We start from the raw sequence: 18,448 nt of genomic DNA on the forward strand, positions 1-18,448 counted from the left end.
TGGCGCAACATCATGGCTCTAGCTAAACGCATCATCCCCTGCCTGGACGTGACTGCCGGGCGTGTCGTCAAGGGCGTCAACTTCGTCGAGCTGCGCGATGCCGGCGATCCCGTCGAAATCGCCCGCCGCTACGACGACCAGGGCGCCGACGAACTGACGTTCCTCGACATCACCGCGACGTCCGACCAGCGCGACCTGATCCTGCCGATCATCGAAGCCGTCGCGTCGCAGGTCTTCATTCCGCTGACCGTCGGCGGCGGCGTGCGCGCGGTCGAGGACGTGCGGCGTCTGCTGAACGCGGGCGCGGACAAGGTCAGCATGAATTCGTCGGCGGTCGCGAACCCGCAGCTCGTGCGCGATGCGGCCGACAAGTACGGCTCGCAGTGCATCGTCGTCGCGATCGACGCGAAGCGCGTGTCGGCCGACGGCGAGACGCCGCGCTGGGAAGTCTTCACGCACGGCGGCCGCAAGAACACGGGCCTCGACGCGATCGAATGGGCGCGCAAGATGGCCGAGCTCGGCGCGGGCGAGATCCTGCTCACGAGCATGGACCGCGACGGCACCAAGTCGGGCTTCGACCTCGCGCTCACGCGCGGCGTGTCGGACGCGGTGCCGGTGCCGGTGATCGCATCGGGCGGCGTCGGTTCGCTGCAGCATCTGGCAGACGGCATCAAGGACGGCCGCGCCGACGCGGTGCTGGCCGCGAGCATCTTCCACTACGGCGAGCACACGGTCGGCGAGGCGAAGCGCTTCATGGCCGACCAGGGCATCCCGGTGAGGCTGTAATGAATACGGAAACGAAATCCCTGCCCGCGTGGCTCGACAAGGTCCGCTGGGACGACAACGGCCTCGTGCCGGTGATCGCGCAGGAAGCAGCGACGAACGACGTGCTGATGTTCGCGTGGATGAACCGCGAGGCACTGGCGAAGACGATCGAGACGCAGCGCGCGGTCTACTATTCGCGCTCGCGCAAGCGGTTGTGGTTCAAGGGCGAGGAGTCGGGCCACGTGCAGCACGTGCACGAGGTGCGGCTCGACTGCGACGAGGACGTCGTGCTGCTGAAGGTCGAGCAGGTATCGGGCATCGCGTGCCACACCGGCCGGCATTCGTGCTTTTTCCAGAAATTCGAGGGCACCGTCGACCACGGCGACTGGGTCGCGGTCGAACCGGTGCTGAAAGATCCCGAACACATCTACAAATGACGCAATCGACCGAAGACACGCTGCTGCGCCTCGCGGCCGTGATCGATAGCCGCAAGGGCGGCGACCCCGATCAATCGTACGTATCGCGCCTGTTCCACAAGGGCGACGACGCGGTGCTGAAGAAGATCGGCGAAGAGGCGACGGAAGTCGTGCTGGCCGCGAAGGACGTGCGCCAGGGCGGCGCGCCGAGCGCGCTCGTCGGCGAGGTGGCCGACCTGTGGTTCCACTGCCTCGTGATGCTGTCGCACTTCGAGCTGAGCCCGGCCGACGTGATCGCCGAACTCGAGCGCCGCGAGGGGCTGTCGGGCATCGAGGAAAAGGCGCTGCGCAAGCGCCGCGAGCGCGAGGAAAACGGCGGCTGATGCGCATCGTCCCGCCGCGGTGGCAGCAGTGCGGTAAGCTGTAAGAATTGTCATCTTACGGGGGTAGCATCATGAACGATACGTCGAACCAGTTTCCGACGCCCGCGGTGCCGGGGGCGGCGGATGCCGAGCGCCTGAACGGGCTGCGCACGCTGACTCACGTGCTCTACGGTCTTTATGCATTTCACTGGCTGACGGGCGGCGTCACGGGCATCATCGCGATCATCATCAACTACGTGAAGCGCGGGGACGTGGCCGGCACGCCGTATGCCGACCATTTCGAGTGGCAGATCCGCACGTTCTGGCGCGCGCTGATCGCGTACGTCATCGGGTTCGCGCTGGCATTCGTCGTGGTCGGATTCGCAGTGATGTTTGTCACGTGGATTTGGACGCTGTACCGTATCATCAAGGGTTGGCTGTACCTGAACGACAACAAGACGCTCGATCCGCAGGCGTGGTTCTGACCGGCGCGCGCGGGCGTTTCGCAGGAGCAACATGAGTCACGATCCGAATTGCCTGTTCTGCAAGATCGCGGCAGGCGAGATCCCGAGCACGAAGGTGCACGAGGACGACGAATTCGTCGCGTTCCGCGACATCCGCCCGGCGGCCGAGACGCACGTGCTCGTGATTCCGCGCCGGCACCTGCCGACGCTGTCGGCGGCGAGCGCGGACGATGTGCCGATGCTCGGCCGACTGATGCTGCTCGTCGCGCGCCTTGCCGACCAGCTCGGCGTCGCGTACACGGGCGGCGAGACCGGTTTTCGCACGGTGATCAATACGGGCCCGGGCGGCGGGCAGGAGGTCTACCACCTGCACGCGCATATCCTGGCCGGTCCGCGCCCCTGGCAGCGGATGGGTTGACGGCGCGGGGCGTTTCCCCGCATCGATAGTCGAAGCCGGCGCGTCGCCGGCGATTTGCGCCGCCCGGCGGCGTGGTTGAGGAGAGGTTTCATCATGGGTGGATTGAGCATTTGGCACTGGCTGATCGTGCTGCTGATCGTCGCGCTGGTTTTCGGTACGAAGAAGCTGCGCAACATCGGCAACGATCTCGGCAGCGCCGTGAAGGGTTTCAAGGACGGCATGAAGGAAGGCGAAACGCCGGCCGACGCGCAGCAGCTGCCGCGCTCCGGCTCGGTCGACGTCAACGCGAAGGAAACGACGCGTTCCGATTCGAACAAGGCGTAACGCCGGCCCGCTGACAGGCATTCGCGATGCTGGATCTCGGTCTTTCGAAGATGGCGCTGATCGGCGTCGTCGCGCTCGTGGTGCTCGGCCCCGAGCGCCTGCCGCGCGTCGCGCGTACGGCAGGCGCGCTGTTCGGTCGTGCGCAGCGGTACATCAACGACGTGAAGGCCGAGGTCTCGCGCGAAATCGAACTCGACGCGTTGCGGACGATGAAGACCGATTTCGAATCGGCCGCGCGCAATGTCGAGACGACGATTCACGACAACCTGCGCGAGCACGAGAAGGAACTCAACGACACGTGGCATTCCGCGGTCGGCGGTCTTGACGAAGCGTCGGGCGCCGCCGGGTCCTACGGTTCCGACGCGCCTGCTGCGCCGTCGTGGCGCGGCAGTCCGGCCGCGCTCGCGACGAAGCGCCGCAACTGGCGCGTGAAGCAGGCGGCGACGCCTGTCTGGTACAAGCGCGCGACCACCCGCCGCACGCACGTGCAGTCGGGCGCCGCGCGTGTCGCGCGCCACCAGCCGGCCAGCCTGCGCCGGCCGACGCGCTTCTTCTGAGCCGAGCGCATGCTCGCTCGTCAATCCTACCGAGGGCCGGTGTGAGCGACCCCCAGCAGAACCCGGGCGACGCCCCGGAAGAAACCTTCATTTCCCATCTCGTCGAGCTTCGCGACCGCATCATTCGCGCGGGGCTGGCCGTGATCGTCGTGTTCCTCGGGCTCGTCTACTGGGCGCCCGACATCTTCCGGCTGCTCGCGCGGCCGCTGATGGAGAATCTGCCGAAGGACGGCAAGATGATCGTCACCGACGTCACCGGCTCGTTCTTCGTGCCGATGAAGGTCACGATGCTCGTCGCGCTCGTGATCGCGCTGCCGGTCGTGCTGTACCAGATCTGGGCGTTCGTCGCGCCGGGGCTGTACCAGCACGAGAAGAAACTCGTCACGCCGCTCGTCGGCAGCAGCTACGTGCTGTTCCTGTGCGGGATGGCATTCGCGTACTTCCTCGTGTTCCCGACGATCTTCCGCGTGATGGCGCACTACAACGCGCCGCTCGGGGCCGAGATGACGACCGACATCGACAACTACCTGAGCTTCGTGCTCGGGATGTTCATCGCGTTCGGGGTCACGTTCGAGGTGCCGATCGTCGTCGTGCTGCTCGTCCGGATGGGCGTGCTGACGGTGAAGAAACTGAAGGAAATCCGCCCGTACGTGATCGTCGGCGCGTTCGTCGTCGCGGCGGTCGTCACGCCGCCGGACGTGTTCTCGCAACTGATGCTCGCGCTGCCGCTGATCGTGCTGTATGAAGCCGGGATCCTGGCCGCGCGGTTCTTCGTGCCGAAGAAGCCGGCCGAAGAGGGCGAGGCGGGGAACGGCGAAGCCGCGGGCTGACGGCGGCGCACCGGGCGGCGGGCCGGCTCTTCCGGTCAGCTCGAACGGTGCGGCGATGCCGTGGCCGAGCCGGCAAGCGTGTGGCATTGCCCCCTTCCCGGGCAATACGGATCGGTCGAAGCAAAGCAAAAGGGCAGCCAACCGGCTGCCCTTTTTCATTTCCACCGACGACAACGGGCGCGTGATCTCGCGCGACCCGCCTGCCCAACCTCATTCGGTATCGCTGTCCTGCTCGTCGAGCGTCTGCTTCGGCGGCGGCGGGCGCTTGCCGATCACGACGCTCACGTCGAACTCCTTGCCCTTGCGCACGACGTGCACCTTGGTCGGCGTGCCGGGCTTGATCTGCGCGACGACGTTCAGCAGCTTGGTCGTGTCCGTGATGTCCTCGCCGTTGACCGTGACCAGGATATCGCCCGGCTTGATGCCGGCCTTGTCGGCCGGGCCGCCCTGCAGCACGCCGGCGACGATCGCGCCCGATTTCTGCTGGAGCCCGAACGACTCGGCGATCTCCGGCGTGACGTCCTGCGGTTCGACGCCGATCCAGCCGCGCGTGACCGAGCCCGTCGTGATGATGCTCTCGAGCACCGTGCGCGCGGTCGACACCGGAATCGCGAAGCCGATGCCGAGCGAGCCGCCCGAACGCGAGTAGATCGCCGTGTTGATGCCAAGCAGGTTGCCGTTCACGTCGACCAGCGCACCGCCCGAGTTGCCGGGGTTGATCGGTGCGTCGGTCTGGATGAAGTTCTCGAACGTGTTGATGCCGAGGTGATTGCGGCCGAGCGCGCTGATGATCCCCATCGTGACCGTCTGGCCGACGCCGAACGGGTTGCCGATCGCGAGCACGACATCGCCGACGCGCGACTGGTCGGAGCGGCCGAGCGTGATCGTCGGCAGGTTCGTCACGTTGATCTTCAGCACGGCCAGATCGGTCTCGGGATCGCTGCCGATCACCTTCGCGGTGGCCGTGCGGCCGTCGGCGAGCGCGACTTCGATCTGGTCGGCGCCGTCCACGACGTGCTGGTTCGTTAGAATGTAACCTTCCGGGCTCACGATAACGCCCGAGCCGAGGTTGGCTGCCGGTTCGTCCTGCTGCTTGCGGGCGTTGCGGTCGCCGAAGAAGTAGCGGAACAGCGGATCTTTCGCGCGCGGGTCGGGCGGCAGCGAGCCGTCCTTGCTGGAGAACACGTTGACGACGGCCGGCATCGCCTTCTGCGCGGCTTCCGCGTACGACGTGGTCGCCGGCGCGCCGCCGATGCCGGGCGCGACCTCCCGCAGCGCAACGATCGGCGTGGCGAGCTGCTTGCCGAGCTGTCCTTGCCGTTGCAGCCATTGCGGCTTGAGCGTCACGACGATGAACATCAGCGCGAGCAGCACGGTAACCGCCTGCGCGAAGAACAGCCAGAAGCGTCTAAGCATCTGAATGGATTAGAGGTTTATATGGATCAGATCGAACTTGAATTGTACTTGAACAATACCCTCGAAACCGCGCGCTTCAAGGACTATTGCCCGAACGGCCTCCAGGTCGAGGGGCGCCGCAAGGTCGAGAAGATCGCCACCGGCGTGACGGCGTCGGTCGCGTTCCTCGAGGCCGCGCTCGAATGGGGGGCGGATGCCGTGCTCGTCCATCACGGTTATTTCTGGCGCAACGAGGCGCCGCAGATCACGGGCCGCAAGTACCAGCGCCTGAAGCTGCTGCTCGCGAACGACCTGAACCTGTTCGCGTTCCACCTGCCGCTCGACGCGCATCCCGAATTCGGCAACAACGCGCAGCTCGGCGCGAAGCTCGGGCTGATCGGCGAGCAGCGTTTCGGCGAAGGCAACCTCGGCTGGATGGCGACGCTGCCGATGCCCGTCACGCTCGAGCACTTCGTCGCGAAGGTCGAGAACACGCTCGGCCGCACGCCGCTCGTGCTCGGTGACCCGGAGATGCAGCTGCGCCGTATCGCGTGGTGCACCGGCGCCGCGCAAAGCTATTTCGACGCGGCGATCGATGCCGGCGCGGACGTGTACCTGACCGGCGAGGTGTCCGAATACGTGACGCACACGGCTGCCGAGAGCGGCGTCGCGTTCGTTGCGGCGGGGCACCATGCGACCGAACGTTACGGAATCCAGGCGCTGGGCGCCCACTTGTCCGAAGAATTCGATATCGAGCACCTTTTTATCGATATTCACAATCCGGTCTGAGCGACGAATTTGCGGCGGTGCATCGAAATTTCGCAATGTAGCGAATGCTTAAAAGTGAAATGATTTAATCGCTCCGATAGTGGGGGATAACCCTTAACTATCAAACACTTCGAAGGGATTTTCATCTCCGGGCCTTGTAAATGGCGACTCCATTCGAGCAAACTAGCGGCGGAATGGAAAGTCGTGACGGAAAATCCAACTCAGAAGTGGGGCGTGTGATGCGAGACAAGGAAGAGAAACGCGTCGACAGCGGCCGCCGTACCTGGCTGATTGCGACATCCGTAGCAGGTGGCGTGGGAGGCGTAGCCACCGTCATACCTTTCGCGGCGTCGCTTGCGCCGTCCGCGAAAGCGAAAGCGGCCGGTGCCCCGGTCGAGGTTGATATCAGCGGCCTGAAGCCTGGCGAAATGGTCACCGTGCCGTGGCGCGGCAAGCCCGTCTGGATCCTGAATCGCACCGATTCGATGCTGGCCGACGTGGTCAAGGCCGACAAGGAAGTCGCGGATCCGACCACGAAATCCCCGTATTCGATGCCGTTGCCCGCGTATTGCGCCAACGAATATCGCTCGCGGGCCGATCGCAAGAACATTCTCGTCGTGATGGCCGTGTGTACGCACCTCGGCTGCACGCCTAGCCAACGCTTCACGCCGGGTCCGCAGCCGAACCTGCCGGACGACTGGCCGGGCGGTTTCCTGTGCCCGTGCCACGGTTCGACCTACGACCTCGCCGGCCGTGTGTTCAAGAACAAGCCGGCGCCTCAGAATCTCGACATCCCGCCCTACATGTTCACGTCGGCGACGACCCTCGTGATTGGCAAGGACGAGAAAGGAGAAGCGTGATGGCCGCCGACAACAAAGAAGTCTCCACGACAGGTCTCACCGGCTGGATCGATCAGCGCTTCCCGCTCACGTCCACCTGGAAGAAGCACGTTTCCGAGTACTACGCGCCGAAGAACTTCAACTTCTGGTACTTCTTCGGCTCCCTCGCGCTGCTGGTGCTCGTCAACCAGATCGTCACGGGCATCTTCCTGACGATGAACTACAAGCCCGACTCGATGCTCGCGTTCGCGTCGGTCGAGTACATCATGCGCGAGGTGCCGTGGGGCTGGCTGATCCGCTACATGCACTCGACCGGTGCATCGATGTTCTTCGTGGTCGTCTACCTGCACATGTTCCGCGGGCTGCTGTACGGGTCGTACCGCAAGCCGCGCGAGCTCGTGTGGATCTTCGGCTGCGCGATCTTCCTGTGCCTGATGGCCGAGGCGTTCTTCGGCTACCTGCTGCCGTGGGGCCAGATGTCGTTCTGGGGTGCGCAGGTGATCGTGAACCTGTTCTCGGCGATCCCGTTCGTCGGCCCGGACCTGTCGCTGTGGATTCGCGGCGACTACGTCGTGTCCGACGTCACGCTGAACCGTTTCTTCGCGTTCCACGTGATCGCGATTCCGCTCGTGCTGGTCGGTCTCGTGATCGCGCACCTCGTCGCACTGCACGAAGTGGGGTCGAATAACCCGGACGGCATCGAGATCAAGGCGAAGAAGGACGAGAACGGCATCCCGCTCGACGGCATCCCGTTCCATCCCTACTACTCGGTGCACGATTTCCTCGGCGTGTGCGTGTTCCTGATGATCTTCGCGCTGATCGTGTTCTTCTCGCCGGAGATGGGCGGCTACTTCCTCGAGGCGAACAACTTCGTCCCCGCGAACCCGCTGCAGACGCCGCCCGAGATCGCACCGGTCTGGTACTTCACCGCGTTCTACGCGATGCTGCGCGCGACCACCGACCCGTTCAAGATCGTGCTGATGATCGTGATCGCGCTGCTCGGCGTGCTCGCGCTGATCCGCGCGCGCGGCAAGTGGAAGGCCGGCCTGCCAGTGCTGGCCGCGGCGATCGTCGTGTTCATGTACCTGACGGAGTCGAAGTTCTGGGGCGTCGTCGTGATGGGCTCGGCGGTGATCACGTTGTTCTTCCTGCCGTGGCTGGATCGCAGCCCGGTGAAGTCGATCCGCTACCGGCCGCTGTTCCACAAGGTGTTCCTCGGGATCTTCGTCGCGGCGTTCCTGACCCTCGCGTTCCTCGGCACGCGGCCGCCATCGCCGGCTGCGACGCTGATCGCGCAGGCCTGCGCGCTGATCTACTTCGCGTTCTTCCTCGGCATGCCCGTCTGGACGCCGCTTGGCACGTTCAAGCAGCCGCCGGAGCGGGTGCGCTTCAAGCCCCATTAACGTGAGCGAGGAGAGAACGACATGAAGAAACTGCTTTCGACACTCGCGCTGATCGGGGCGACCGCGTGCGCGCTGCTGGCGGCGCCGGCCGTGCGGGCGGAAGGTAATTTTCCGCTCGACCGGGCGCCCGATAACACGGAAAATCTCGTTTCGCTTCAGCACGGCGCGCAATTGTTTGTAAACTATTGCCTGAACTGCCACAGCGCGAACCTGATGCGCTACAACCGTCTGACGGATCTGGGCATATCCCAGAAGGAGATCGAAAAGAATCTCCTGTTCACGACCGACAAGGTCGGCAACACGATGTCCGTCGCGATGCGGCCCGAAGACGCGAAGAACTGGCTCGGCACCACGCCGCCCGACCTGTCGGTCGAGGAGCGCGCGCGCGGCCGCGACTGGCTGTATACATATCTGCGGAGTTTCTACCGCGACGATACGCGGCCGACCGGCTGGAACAACGCGGTGTTCGAGAACGTCGGCATGCCCCATGTGTTGTGGCAGCTGCAGGGGCAGCGCATTGCCAAATTCGAAGACAAGACGGACGAGGAGACGGGCGAGAAGGTCCACACGCTCGTCGGCTTCCAGCAGGTCACGCCGGGCACGCTGTCGTCGCCCGACTATGATGCTGCGGTGGCCGACCTGGTGGCCTATATGACATGGATGTCCGAGCCGGCCCAGCAGACCCGCAAACGCCTCGGCGTGTGGGTGCTGATCTTTCTCGGTGTCCTGACTTTCCTGGCCTGGCGGCTCAATGCCGCGTACTGGAAAGATATCAAGTAAACACGCCTGACCGGCGTGGGGCCGGCGCAAGGCGGAACCCGTGAAAGGGGTTGCGCCGCGTGCCGGCCCTCGGCTTTTTTGAGGAAACGCAAATATGATGGTTCTGTATTCCGGCACAACTTGCCCGTTCTCCCAGCGTTGCCGGCTGGTGCTGTTCGAGAAGGGCATGGACTTCGAAATCCGCGACGTCGACCTGTTCAACAAGCCGGAAGACATTTCGGTGATGAACCCGTACGGTCAGGTGCCGATCCTGGTCGAGCGCGACCTGATCCTGTACGAATCGAACATCATCAACGAGTACATCGACGAGCGCTTCCCGCATCCGCAGCTGATGCCGGCCGACCCGGTGCAGCGCGCCCGTGCGCGCCTGTTCCTGCTCAACTTCGAGAAGGAACTGTTCGTCCACGTCAGCACGCTCGAGAACGAGAAGGGCAAGGCGGCGGAGAAGAACCACGAGAAGGCACGCCTCGCGATCCGCGATCGCCTGACGCAGCTCGCGCCGATCTTCGTGAAGAACAAGTACATGCTCGGCGAAGAGTTCTCGATGCTCGACGTCGCGATCGCTCCGCTGCTGTGGCGCCTGGATCACTACGGCATCGAGCTGTCGAAGAACGCCGCGCCGCTGATGAAGTACGCCGAACGGATCTTCAGCCGTCCGGCCTACATCGAGGCACTGACGCCGTCCGAAAAGGTCATGCGTCGTTGATGTTGCAATGAAGGAATGACGGAGCGGGCGGCGCGGCGTGCCGCGTGCCTGCTCCGGGTTCGAGGATCGTGATGCAAGAGATTTCAACGAAGCCTTATCTGCTGCGCGCGTTGTACGAGTGGTGCACCGATAACGGTTACACGCCGCATATCGCGGTGAGGGTCGACAACTCGACGCGCGTGCCGCGTCAGTTCGTGCGTGACGGCGAGATCGTGCTCAACATCAGCTTCGAGGCGACGAGCCAGTTGCAGATGGGCAACGAGTGGATCGAGTTCACGGCCCGGTTCTCCGGGAAGGCGCACAAGATCGAGATTCCGGTGGCCAACGTGCTCGCGATCTATGCGCGCGAGAACGGGCAGGGCATGGCGTTCCAGGTCGATGCGGTTGCGGGCGAGGGCGCGGATTCGGGTACGTTCGACGATGACGCCGCGCAAGCGGAAGACGGGCAGCGTGACGAGCCTGCGTCGACGTTGACGCCGGTCGCCGACAGCGGCGCGAACGAGGAGCCGTCCGAAGGCGCCGACGAACCGCCGAAAACCGACGGCGACGGCACGAAAGGCGGCAGCAGACCTCGCCTCAAGATCGTGAAATGAGGTAGAATCTCGCGCTTACGCCGGCTTAGCTCATCTGGTAGAGCAGTTGATTTGTAATCATCAGGTGGCGGGTTCGAGTCCTGCAGCCGGCACCATATTGAACGAAGGGCCGGGAGATTGATTCTCCCGGCCCTTTGTCTTTTCTGCGGCCGTCTTTCTGGCCGACGGGGTGTCGCGTGCGCGGTGCCGCGACAAGGGGACTGTCCTTTCGACATCAATCTGCCGCTCACATCTGCCTGAACAATCCCGCATACGCACGACTGACGGGCAGCATCTCCCGCTGCCCGTGCACGCGAATCCGCAACCGTCCCAGCAGATCGCGCTCGATACGATCGATCGCCGCGTACGCGACGATCACACCGCGATGCACTTGCGCGAACCGCGCCGGATCGAGCCGCTGCATCAGGTCCTTCAACGGCGTGCGGATCACGAGCCGTTCGCTGGCCGTGACGATTTCCGTGTATTTTTCCGACGCCTGGAAATACAGCACATCGTCGATCGAAACGAGCCGCGTCGCATCCTTCACGCCCACGGTCAGCCAGCGGATCGGCGCGGCATCCCGCGATTGCACCGCTTGAGCCAACGCTTCGGGATGCCCGACAGCCGGCTCGCCGCGCTGAAGCTTCGCGATACAGCGCAGCAGCCGCTCGTCCGTCACCGGCTTCAGCAAGTAGTCGACCGCTGAGCGATCGAACGCGTCGACTGCATATTCGTCGTAAGCCGTGACAAACACGACATGTATGTCCGGCGCCAGCGCAGCCAGCTTCAATCCGTCGATGCCGGGCATCCGGATGTCGAGGAACGCGATGTCCGGGCGCGGCGACGCATTCAGTGCGGCCAGTGTTTCGATACCGTTGCGCGGCATCGCAACGATCTCCAGTTCAGGCCAGAGCTGCCGCAGTCGTTGCGCGAGCGAAGCGGACAGGTTCGGTTCGTCGTCGGCGATGAGGGCGGTCGGCATGTCAGTCGATCGGAGTCAGCAGGGTGGCGGTGACGCCATGTGCGGCACTCGCGTTCGTTTCGACGGTGACGCTGCCGCGCTCGCCATGCAGCGTCCGGATACGTGCAGCGACGTTGGCGAGCCCGACACCGCCGTACAGGCCAGAGCCGCCCTTGCCGAGGCCGACGCCCGTGTCGATCACGTTCAGTTCGAGCTTGTCGCCCCGCGTCCGGCCGCGAACGACAATCCCGCCGCCGTCGATCGACGGCTCGATCCCGTGCAGCAGCGCATTCTCGACGAGCGGTTGCAGCAGCAGCGGCGAGAACGGCAGCGCGTGCAATTCCTCCGGAACTTCGATCGCATATGACAGCCGCTCGCCGAGCCGGATCGAGGCGATCTTCAGCAACGCGTCGACGAGATCGAGTTCGTCGCCGAGCGTCGACGTCGCATCGCGCGTGCGGCGCAGGCTCGCACGCAGGTAGCGGTTCAGGTGGTCCAGCATCGTCGATGCGCGGGACGGGTCGCGTTCGATCAGGCTCTGCACGTTCGCGAGCGTATTGAACAGGAAGTGCGGCTCGATCTGCGCCTGCAGCAGCGCGAGGCGTGCGGCTGTCTCGGCCTGGCGCGCTTCGGCGGCTTCGCGTCGCTCGGTTTCGAGCGTCGCGCGCATGCGAAGCGACTGAAGGAACAGCGACACGCACACGAACAGCACGGCCGACACCAGGAACGACGGCCCGTAGTTGTCCCACGTTCCGATGCGGGCGTGCCCGAATACGTGCGGCACGTTCCCGCGAATGATGGTCGCGGCGATCTCGAACCCGGCGAACACGCTGACCGGTGCGATCACGATGGCCTTCAGCACGAGCCCCGGCTTGCGCGGCAGCAGCCGATTCGCGGCGCGGCTGAGCAACAGCGCGCAGAAACCGATCGTGTTGGCGACGACGAGGTAGGGCAGCAGCGGTTCGCCGACATGGACGACCCAGAACCCCAGGCCGACGACCGAATTGAAGCACGTGAACGCGAGCAGCGCGGCCGGATTGCGCAGCCGCCGCGGTGCGGCGCCGGCAGGCGGCGGTATCGGTGAAGGATCGGACGTGGCTCGCATGGTGTCGGGGGAGCGTGGCGCGCGATGCGCGTATGCCGTGACTTTAGCGTCACGCGGGCCGACTGCGTGAATGTTGCGACGAACGGCGCGCGGCTTCGACGACGTGCGTCGGCGGCCGACGGCTGGCCGGCTATCGCCACGAGTGTCGCGGAGCGTCGCCCGGAGGGATAGCGGATGGCGCCGGCTCCGCGCCGAGGGGGCCTCACCGGACGACCATCGCCACGACGCGCAACTCGTCCGCGGATTCCGGCCGCCCATCGCAAGCCGCGCCGCGCGCCGAGGCTGCGCGGTACGGTGTCGGCGTGTCCATTCCGATCAGGCGACTTCGACCATGTCCGCGCTCCTTCATCTGAAGCCTTACGTGTACGTGATGTTCTGCGTGCTGCTTTACATCGGCATCAAGCGCTGTTTCCCGCGCGAGGTGCCGGCGATGCGACCGCTGATTTCTCCCGTCGTATTCGGGATGCTCGGCATCGTCAGCCTGAACGGTCTGTTTCCGCACGCCGGTGTCGATGCGAACGCGATTGCGCTGGCGGCCGTGCTGGGCGGCGCGTCGCTGGGCTGGCTGCACGCGAGCCGGTGGCGCCTCGAATACCGCTCGATGCCGTCGGGCCTGCGCGTGCGCCTGCCCGGCGACGCAAGCCTGCTCGTCACGCTGATGGTGACCTTCGTCGCGGAAACCTGCATGCATTATGCAGTGGCCGTGCGGGCGCCATGGGCGGCGACGAGCGGCTTCGAGATGCTGTCGTTCGCCGTCTGGGGCGTGCTCGTCGGAATGACGCTTGGGCGTGCGCTGAACGTGGTCGTGCGCTGCATGCGCCATGCGAGCGGATCGGAGCGCGGCGGCTACCCGTATTCAGTCGATTCGCGATGACGGGCGCGAGCTTGATGCAGTTCGTCGTCAACTGGATCCGCATCGAAACGCCGGCGGCGCGTAATGCGGACTGTTTCGCTCCCGCTTTGCTGTCACGGCCGCGTCACGATACGCCCATAAGGTTGCACGTTTTCATCGCCGCGACCTCGCCCGACGGAGCCGTGCGCAACCCGCCCCGCGGCGACGTGCCCGCCTCGCAGGCCGGGCAACCGGGATCTCGCTCCGGCAGCCTGGCGGCCGCGCATTACACCCTTCCATTCGCAAACACGATCGACGCCGGTTCGAACCGGATCGCGGCCGGTCAGGAGACAAGCACCATGCTGAGTCCGCACGAATTCTCGATGCTGTTGCGCATTGCGCGTGCGCCGGACAGCGTCGATCAATCGAATCCGGCCTTTGCCGTGCTGGTCGAGAAGCGTCTGGTCGACGATACGCAGGCGCGCATGAGCGCCGTGGCGGCGCGTCCGGCGCTGACGCCGATCGGCCAGATGTTGCTGGCGCGCTTCGACGAAGCGGCTTGAGGGGAGGCGTCACGCGTTCATCGAAATGAACGGCGTGACGCATTGAAACGCCGGGCCGCTTATTGCGCGACCGGCACCGTTACATCGCTGCCGAACCAGTGCATCGAGATCTTCTTCAACGTGCCGTCCTTGTGCAGCGAATCGAGCGCGTCGTTGATCGCCTTCTCGAACTTCGGATTGCCCTTGCGGAACGGGATCGCCATTTCCTGCTTGCCGCCGTTCAGCACCGCCCCCGCGCGCAGCGGCAGGTTGGACGTCTTGATCATGTACGGCAGCATCAGCCGATCGTCGAGCGTTGCCTCGATCCGGCCCGCGGCGAGGTCACGCAGTTTCTCCGGCGCGCCCGGATACGTCTGCACCTCGATACCCGGCACGGTGCGCGCCATCTGGTCGTAGTTGGTGCCGAGCGTCACGCCCAGCTTCTTGCCCTTGAAGTCGTCGAGCGACTTGAAGTTGCGCGTGTCGTCCTTGCGCTGGATCAGCTGCGCGGCCGAGTACGTGTACGGCTGGCTGAAGTCGAGCGCTTCCTTGCGTTGCGGCGTGATCGTGACCTGGTTGACGATCACGTCGAACTTGCCGGCCTGCAGGCCGGCGATGATGCCGCTCCATTCGGTCGGGACGAACTGCGTCTTCACGCCGAGCTTGCCGGCGACCGCGTTCGCGACGTCGACGTCGAAACCCTCGAGCTGGCCTGACGTGCCGCGCGAATTGAACGGCGGGTACGTGCCTTCGAGGCCGACGCGCAGCACGCCGGCTTTCTTCACGGAATCGAGCAGGTCTTCCGCGTGTGCGGCGACGGCCGTGAAGCCGAGGGCCGACGCGAGCAGCAGGCCCGACAGCAGGAACTTCGAACGTTTCATCGCAGATCTCCAGTGTTCAGTGTCGTGTAGGGAGCGCCGGGTATCGGTTGGACCCGGATGAGGCCGGAATACGGGCACGTAGACACTACTCGCAACCGCGCCGCGCCGGAAGTCGAATTGGCCCTGATTGCAATCGATTTCACCTGGCGGCGAGGGCGGAACGGTTCGGCGGGCGGCAGCGCAGGCGAAGCGCGGACCGATTGGATGCCGTGTCTTCAAATCCGGCCGGTTTACGAAGATGCCAGTAAATTGTCTGTAAAATCGCGCGAGCGAAGTCCAGTGCTCGCGCCATCCGAGGGCGCGTCAAAAGAAGAAAAGGCCGTAGCCATGAACATGCAGAACACGATCGCCGCGTTGCGTGGCGGGTTGCTTCAGCAGGACCGGTTGCTGAAGCTCGATACGCCCTTGGGGGGCAACGTCCTGACCGTGCAGCGGGCAGTCGGCCGCTCGCGCATCGGGCGTGCGTACGAGTTCACGCTCGACGTGCTGTCGACCGATAGCGATCTGGAACTTAAAAAGCTGATCGCGCAGCCCGTCACGCTGTGGATCGAGCAAGGCGACCGCAGCTATCGGCCGATCAACGGATACGTGCATACCGCGCGCCGGCTGGGCGCCGACGGCGGGCTCACGACCTATCAGCTCACGTTCGCCGATTTCACCCATTTCCTGAAGTTCCGTCGCGACCAGCGGCTCTGGAACGACACGACCGTCGACCAGATCATCAGCGACGTGCTGAACCAGCATCCGCAGGCCAAGGGCCATTTCCGCTTCGCGCTGTCGAAGCCGGTGCCGAATCGCTCGTACACGCGCCAGCACGACACCGACTGGCATTTCGTGCATCGGCTGATGGAGGACGAGGGGCTCTTCTGCGCATGGCAGCAGGCCGACGACGGCAAGTCGCACACGCTCGTGATCACCGACAATCTGCAGGCGTTTGCGCCGCTGTCACCGAAGACGGTGAGCTTCTATCGCGGCGGTGCGGCAAGCGGGGCCGACGCGTTCACGCAATGGTCGGGCACGCGCACGCTGCAGAGCGTCACGCGGTCGACGCGCACGTTCGACTACAAGAATCCCGCGCAACCGTCGAATCCGAAAGGTACGTCGCTGCCGACGATGGCCGGCCAGGGTGAACTGCCGGACCAGCTCGAGGTGTACGAGTACACGGGCGCTTACACGTATCTGGACCAGACGCGCGGCGACCATCTGACGAAGGTACGGATGGAGGAGTGGGAATCGCAGGCGAAGCGCTTCCACGGTGCGGGCGGCGTGCGCGCGATCGACGCCGGCCGGCGCTTCACGCTGGCCGAGCATCCCGAGCACGATCGCGATTCCGCCGATCAGCGCGAATTCGCCGCGATCGAGGTCGCGTGGTGGATCGAGAACAACCTGCCCGTTGCGAGCGACAGCGCGGACTTCCCGTACAGCCTGCGCGAGGCATTGATCCAGGCACAGGACGGTTACGGCGCCGATCCTGCGTTGCGTGTCCCGCACGACGACGGATCGACGGGCTTCTATCTGGTCGAGGTCGAGGCGCAGCGCGTGAGCGTGCCGTATCGCAGCCCGTTCGAGCACAAGAAGCCGGAGATGCACCTCGAAACGGCGATCGTCGTTGGGCCGCAGGGCGAGGAGGTCTATACCGACGAACTGAACCGGATCCGTGTGCAGTTCGTATGGGACCGGTTGAATCCGGCCAACGAGAACGCGTCGTGCTGGGTGCGCGTCGTGCAGTCCGATACGGGCGGCGGCTACGGCGGCGTGCACGTGCCGCGTATCGGCGAGGAAGTGCTGATCGATTACGTGGGCGGCGACTGCGACCGGCCGCTGGCCGTCGGGCGCGTGTACAACGGCGCGAACCAGCCGCAGTGGCACAGCGACGGGATCCTCTCCGGCTACCGGTCGAAGGAGTATTCGGGCGGCGGCTACAACCAGCTCGTGATGGACGACGCGACCGGGCAGAACCGCGTGCAGTTGATGAGCAGCAGCGCGAACAGCCTGCTGCACCTCGGCTACCTCATCGACCAGAACGGCAATTCGCGCGGGTCGTATCTCGGCAGCGGGTTCGACTTGCGCTCGGATGCGTACGGCGCGGTGCGGGCGAGCCAGGGCCTTTACGTGACGACGCACCCGAAGGCGCCGAACAGCCAGCCGCTCGACGTGAAGGAAGCGCAGCAGCAGCTCGTGACGGGTGAAAGCCTCGTCGAAGCGATGTCGGGTGTGAGCGAGCAGCATCAGGCGGAAAGCCTGAAGGAAGCGCACGACACGATGCGCGCGTTCACCGACGCGACGCAGGACAGCAAGTCGGGCAGCGCGTCCGGCGGGCGCACGGCCGGTGGCGGCACCGGAAGCGCGAATGCGTTCAAGGAGCCGGTGATGCTGTTCGGCAGCCCGTCGGGAATCGGGATGTCGACGCAGCAGTCGGTGCATGTGGTCGCGAACGATCACGTGAACGTGGCGAGCGGGCGGAGCGTGCATGTCGCGGCGGGCAAGTCGCTGATCGGGAGCATCGGGCAGAAGCTGAGCCTGTTCGTACAGAACGCGGGGATGAAGCTGTTCGCGGGCAAGGGCAAGGTGGAGATCCAGGCGCAGTCGGACAACATCGAGGTGACCGCGCAGAAGGCGGTGAAGGTCGTGTCGGCGACTGACCGGATCGAGATCGCGGCCGATCAGGGGATTCTGCTGACGAGCGGCGGCGGGTATATCCGCATTCAAGGCGGGAACATCGAGATTCATACGCCGGGTGCGGTCGATGTGAAGGGTGCGTCGCATACGTTCGCGGGGCCGGCGAGCATGGGGTATCCGTTGCCGAGTCCACGGCCGGATCAGCCGGGGCAGCTGGAGCTGTTTCACAAGTACGTGAACGGCGAGGCGGTGAAGGGCGGGCTGTTCACGGTGAAAGACGTGAACGGTGCGGTGCTGAAGAAGGGGGCGCTCGACAACAGCGGCTACACGGTCGTGAGCGGGCTGCCGCCGGGTGCGGTACGTGTCGAGTTCGGGAAGGATCCGCGCGAGTCGGATCAGCCGGCGAACTATTTCAAACAGGCGAAATGGCCAGCGGAGCCGGTCGAGCCGTCGCCGGAGGCGGCCCAGTCAGCAGCAACGGGACAGCTTGCCAGCCAGTTGCAAGGGATGGCCCCTGCTGCTGCGACGGCAGCCATGGGGCTCGTGAGCGGTGGCGGTGCAGGTGCAGCGCTGGGCGGACTGGCGAGTTCCGCGTTGCCGGCTGCGGCGGGCGCGCTGGGTGGGGCAGGTGCAGTCTCCGCGCTGCAGACGGCGTCGAGCCTGGGCAGCGCCGCTAAGCAGGTGGCCGGGATGGTGCAGGCGGCACGGCAAGGCGGACTCGCGGCGCTGGCCGCGCCGGCGGCGAATGCGGCGTCCGGGGCGTTGCAAGGCGCATTGCCGGGCGTCGCCGGTATCGCGGGCAAGGGCGCCACGACCGTCGCCTCGGCCGCGGGCGCGACGGGCATGAAGCTGCCGACGAGCGGGTTTGGCGGACCGCTGAAATCCTGAGAGCGCGGCGGCTCGTCGGCC

At 65.2% G+C, this 18,448-nt stretch carries 21 protein-coding genes and 1 tRNA gene; 18 read left to right on the top strand and 4 right to left on the bottom strand.

Annotation, left to right across the window (positions count from 1 at the left end):
* Positions 1-12 precede the first annotated feature (12 nt).
* From hisF to tatC, 8 genes are all read left to right on the top strand, one after another.
* Positions 13-786, top strand: a complete 774-nt coding sequence (gene hisF, locus HWX00_RS27545) for an imidazole glycerol phosphate synthase subunit HisF (RefSeq protein WP_011350732.1) — start codon at positions 13-15, stop codon at positions 784-786.
* Complete coding sequence (hisI, locus tag HWX00_RS27550) at positions 786-1,202, top strand: phosphoribosyl-AMP cyclohydrolase (protein ID WP_034189813.1); 417 nt, start codon at positions 786-788, stop codon at positions 1,200-1,202. The genes hisF and hisI overlap by 1 nt, the downstream gene beginning before the upstream one ends.
* Positions 1,199-1,564 (top strand): phosphoribosyl-ATP diphosphatase, encoded by a 366-nt coding sequence (locus tag HWX00_RS27555; RefSeq protein ID WP_034189812.1) that lies wholly within the window; start codon positions 1,199-1,201, stop codon positions 1,562-1,564. The genes hisI and HWX00_RS27555 overlap by 4 nt, the downstream gene beginning before the upstream one ends.
* 71 nt (positions 1,565-1,635) lie before the next feature.
* Positions 1,636-2,028, top strand: a complete 393-nt coding sequence (locus HWX00_RS27560) for a DUF4870 family protein (protein WP_034189811.1) — start codon at positions 1,636-1,638, stop codon at positions 2,026-2,028.
* Between the two features lie 31 nt (positions 2,029-2,059).
* The gene (locus tag HWX00_RS27565; protein ID WP_175027126.1) at positions 2,060-2,425 is read left to right on the top strand and encodes a histidine triad nucleotide-binding protein; all 366 of its coding nucleotides are present in this window, start codon (positions 2,060-2,062) and stop codon (positions 2,423-2,425) included.
* A 93-nt stretch (positions 2,426-2,518) separates the two neighbouring features.
* Positions 2,519-2,749: a Sec-independent protein translocase subunit TatA gene (tatA, locus tag HWX00_RS27570; protein WP_034183658.1), complete on the top strand. Its 231-nt coding sequence runs from the start codon at positions 2,519-2,521 to the stop codon at positions 2,747-2,749.
* A 26-nt stretch (positions 2,750-2,775) separates the two neighbouring features.
* The gene (gene tatB / locus HWX00_RS27575; RefSeq protein WP_034189809.1) at positions 2,776-3,306 is read left to right on the top strand and encodes a Sec-independent protein translocase protein TatB; all 531 of its coding nucleotides are present in this window, start codon (positions 2,776-2,778) and stop codon (positions 3,304-3,306) included.
* Positions 3,307-3,347: 41 nt separating this feature from the next.
* Complete coding sequence (gene tatC, locus HWX00_RS27580) at positions 3,348-4,136, top strand: twin-arginine translocase subunit TatC (protein WP_034189808.1); 789 nt, start codon at positions 3,348-3,350, stop codon at positions 4,134-4,136.
* Positions 4,137-4,346: 210 nt separating this feature from the next.
* Here the strand turns inward: tatC and HWX00_RS27585 are convergent, their stop codons facing one another.
* Positions 4,347-5,552 (bottom strand): Do family serine endopeptidase, encoded by a 1,206-nt coding sequence (locus tag HWX00_RS27585; RefSeq protein ID WP_034189807.1) that lies wholly within the window; start codon positions 5,550-5,552, stop codon positions 4,347-4,349.
* Between the two features lie 21 nt (positions 5,553-5,573).
* On the opposite strand from HWX00_RS27585, the gene HWX00_RS27590 reads away from it, so the two are divergent.
* The 7 genes from HWX00_RS27590 (at position 5,574) to HWX00_RS27620 (ending at position 10,715) form a co-directional block, all read left to right on the top strand.
* Positions 5,574-6,320 carry a Nif3-like dinuclear metal center hexameric protein gene (locus HWX00_RS27590; protein WP_175027127.1) on the top strand — a complete coding sequence of 249 codons (747 nt, stop codon included), beginning with the start codon at positions 5,574-5,576 and terminating at the stop codon, positions 6,318-6,320.
* A gap of 218 nt (positions 6,321-6,538) precedes the next feature.
* On the top strand, positions 6,539-7,159 hold the full coding sequence (petA, locus tag HWX00_RS27595) for a ubiquinol-cytochrome c reductase iron-sulfur subunit (RefSeq protein WP_006477110.1): 621 nt from the start codon (positions 6,539-6,541) through the stop codon (positions 7,157-7,159).
* Positions 7,159-8,541 carry a cytochrome b gene (locus HWX00_RS27600; RefSeq protein ID WP_034189805.1) on the top strand — a complete coding sequence of 461 codons (1,383 nt, stop codon included), beginning with the start codon at positions 7,159-7,161 and terminating at the stop codon, positions 8,539-8,541. Before petA ends, HWX00_RS27600 begins: the two co-directional genes overlap by 1 nt.
* A 21-nt stretch (positions 8,542-8,562) precedes the next feature.
* Positions 8,563-9,321 (top strand): cytochrome c1, encoded by a 759-nt coding sequence (locus HWX00_RS27605; RefSeq protein ID WP_034189804.1) that lies wholly within the window; start codon positions 8,563-8,565, stop codon positions 9,319-9,321.
* Positions 9,322-9,415: 94 nt separating this feature from the next.
* Positions 9,416-10,027: a glutathione S-transferase N-terminal domain-containing protein gene (locus tag HWX00_RS27610; protein ID WP_006400565.1), complete on the top strand. Its 612-nt coding sequence runs from the start codon at positions 9,416-9,418 to the stop codon at positions 10,025-10,027.
* A gap of 71 nt (positions 10,028-10,098) precedes the next feature.
* Positions 10,099-10,620 carry a ClpXP protease specificity-enhancing factor gene (locus HWX00_RS27615; RefSeq protein WP_034189803.1) on the top strand — a complete coding sequence of 174 codons (522 nt, stop codon included), beginning with the start codon at positions 10,099-10,101 and terminating at the stop codon, positions 10,618-10,620.
* A gap of 19 nt (positions 10,621-10,639) precedes the next feature.
* A tRNA-Thr gene (locus HWX00_RS27620) sits at positions 10,640-10,715 on the top strand.
* A gap of 131 nt (positions 10,716-10,846) precedes the next feature.
* Here the strand turns inward: HWX00_RS27620 and HWX00_RS27625 are convergent.
* Positions 10,847-11,581 carry a LytR/AlgR family response regulator transcription factor gene (locus HWX00_RS27625; protein WP_124609855.1) on the bottom strand — a complete coding sequence of 245 codons (735 nt, stop codon included), beginning with the start codon at positions 11,579-11,581 and terminating at the stop codon, positions 10,847-10,849.
* A gap of 1 nt (position 11,582) precedes the next feature.
* Positions 11,583-12,665 carry a sensor histidine kinase gene (locus HWX00_RS27630; protein WP_124609854.1) on the bottom strand — a complete coding sequence of 361 codons (1,083 nt, stop codon included), beginning with the start codon at positions 12,663-12,665 and terminating at the stop codon, positions 11,583-11,585.
* Between the two features lie 331 nt (positions 12,666-12,996).
* Here HWX00_RS27630 and HWX00_RS27635 point away from each other — a divergent pair, with 331 nt between their 5' ends.
* Together HWX00_RS27635 and HWX00_RS27640 are read left to right on the top strand one after the other, a co-directional pair.
* Positions 12,997-13,539, top strand: a complete 543-nt coding sequence (locus HWX00_RS27635; RefSeq protein ID WP_069706009.1) for a DUF6622 family protein — start codon at positions 12,997-12,999, stop codon at positions 13,537-13,539.
* Between the two features lie 317 nt (positions 13,540-13,856).
* Positions 13,857-14,060 carry a hypothetical protein gene (locus HWX00_RS27640; RefSeq protein ID WP_034189859.1) on the top strand — a complete coding sequence of 68 codons (204 nt, stop codon included), beginning with the start codon at positions 13,857-13,859 and terminating at the stop codon, positions 14,058-14,060.
* A gap of 59 nt (positions 14,061-14,119) precedes the next feature.
* Here HWX00_RS27640 and HWX00_RS27645 read toward each other — a convergent pair whose 3' ends face one another.
* Entirely contained in the window at positions 14,120-14,920 is an 801-nt protein-coding gene (locus tag HWX00_RS27645) for a transporter substrate-binding domain-containing protein (RefSeq protein ID WP_034189797.1), read from the bottom strand.
* Positions 14,921-15,247: 327 nt separating this feature from the next.
* On the opposite strand from HWX00_RS27645, the gene HWX00_RS27650 reads away from it, so the two are divergent.
* On the top strand, positions 15,248-18,427 hold the full coding sequence (locus HWX00_RS27650; RefSeq protein WP_175027128.1) for a type VI secretion system Vgr family protein: 3,180 nt from the start codon (positions 15,248-15,250) through the stop codon (positions 18,425-18,427).
* The last annotated feature ends 21 nt before the right edge of the window (positions 18,428-18,448 follow it).

Origin of the sequence: Burkholderia seminalis DSM 23518, from assembly GCF_902832885.1 — a bacterium.
Taxonomy (GTDB): Bacteria; Pseudomonadota; Gammaproteobacteria; order Burkholderiales; family Burkholderiaceae; genus Burkholderia; species Burkholderia seminalis.

What these genes read in the sequence shown, in the direction of transcription:
- hisF (WP_011350732.1), top strand. Translation starts at nt 13, where the DNA reads ATGGCTCTAGCTAAACGCATCATCCCCTGCCTGGACGTGACTGCCGGG.
- hisI (WP_034189813.1), top strand. Translation starts at nt 786, where the DNA reads ATGAATACGGAAACGAAATCCCTGCCCGCGTGGCTCGACAAGGTCCGC.
- HWX00_RS27555 (WP_034189812.1), top strand. Translation starts at nt 1,199, where the DNA reads ATGACGCAATCGACCGAAGACACGCTGCTGCGCCTCGCGGCCGTGATC.
- HWX00_RS27560 (WP_034189811.1), top strand. Translation starts at nt 1,636, where the DNA reads ATGAACGATACGTCGAACCAGTTTCCGACGCCCGCGGTGCCGGGGGCG.
- HWX00_RS27565 (WP_175027126.1), top strand. Translation starts at nt 2,060, where the DNA reads ATGAGTCACGATCCGAATTGCCTGTTCTGCAAGATCGCGGCAGGCGAG.
- tatA (WP_034183658.1), top strand. Translation starts at nt 2,519, where the DNA reads ATGGGTGGATTGAGCATTTGGCACTGGCTGATCGTGCTGCTGATCGTC.
- tatB (WP_034189809.1), top strand. Translation starts at nt 2,776, where the DNA reads ATGCTGGATCTCGGTCTTTCGAAGATGGCGCTGATCGGCGTCGTCGCG.
- HWX00_RS27585 (WP_034189807.1), bottom strand. Translation starts at nt 5,552, where the DNA reads ATGCTTAGACGCTTCTGGCTGTTCTTCGCGCAGGCGGTTACCGTGCTG.
- HWX00_RS27590 (WP_175027127.1), top strand. Translation starts at nt 5,574, where the DNA reads ATGGATCAGATCGAACTTGAATTGTACTTGAACAATACCCTCGAAACC.
- petA (WP_006477110.1), top strand. Translation starts at nt 6,539, where the DNA reads ATGCGAGACAAGGAAGAGAAACGCGTCGACAGCGGCCGCCGTACCTGG.
- HWX00_RS27600 (WP_034189805.1), top strand. Translation starts at nt 7,159, where the DNA reads ATGGCCGCCGACAACAAAGAAGTCTCCACGACAGGTCTCACCGGCTGG.
- HWX00_RS27605 (WP_034189804.1), top strand. Translation starts at nt 8,563, where the DNA reads ATGAAGAAACTGCTTTCGACACTCGCGCTGATCGGGGCGACCGCGTGC.
- HWX00_RS27610 (WP_006400565.1), top strand. Translation starts at nt 9,416, where the DNA reads ATGATGGTTCTGTATTCCGGCACAACTTGCCCGTTCTCCCAGCGTTGC.
- HWX00_RS27615 (WP_034189803.1), top strand. Translation starts at nt 10,099, where the DNA reads ATGCAAGAGATTTCAACGAAGCCTTATCTGCTGCGCGCGTTGTACGAG.
- HWX00_RS27625 (WP_124609855.1), bottom strand. Translation starts at nt 11,581, where the DNA reads ATGCCGACCGCCCTCATCGCCGACGACGAACCGAACCTGTCCGCTTCG.
- HWX00_RS27630 (WP_124609854.1), bottom strand. Translation starts at nt 12,665, where the DNA reads ATGCGAGCCACGTCCGATCCTTCACCGATACCGCCGCCTGCCGGCGCC.
- HWX00_RS27635 (WP_069706009.1), top strand. Translation starts at nt 12,997, where the DNA reads ATGTCCGCGCTCCTTCATCTGAAGCCTTACGTGTACGTGATGTTCTGC.
- HWX00_RS27640 (WP_034189859.1), top strand. Translation starts at nt 13,857, where the DNA reads ATGCTGAGTCCGCACGAATTCTCGATGCTGTTGCGCATTGCGCGTGCG.
- HWX00_RS27645 (WP_034189797.1), bottom strand. Translation starts at nt 14,920, where the DNA reads ATGAAACGTTCGAAGTTCCTGCTGTCGGGCCTGCTGCTCGCGTCGGCC.
- HWX00_RS27650 (WP_175027128.1), top strand. Translation starts at nt 15,248, where the DNA reads ATGAACATGCAGAACACGATCGCCGCGTTGCGTGGCGGGTTGCTTCAG.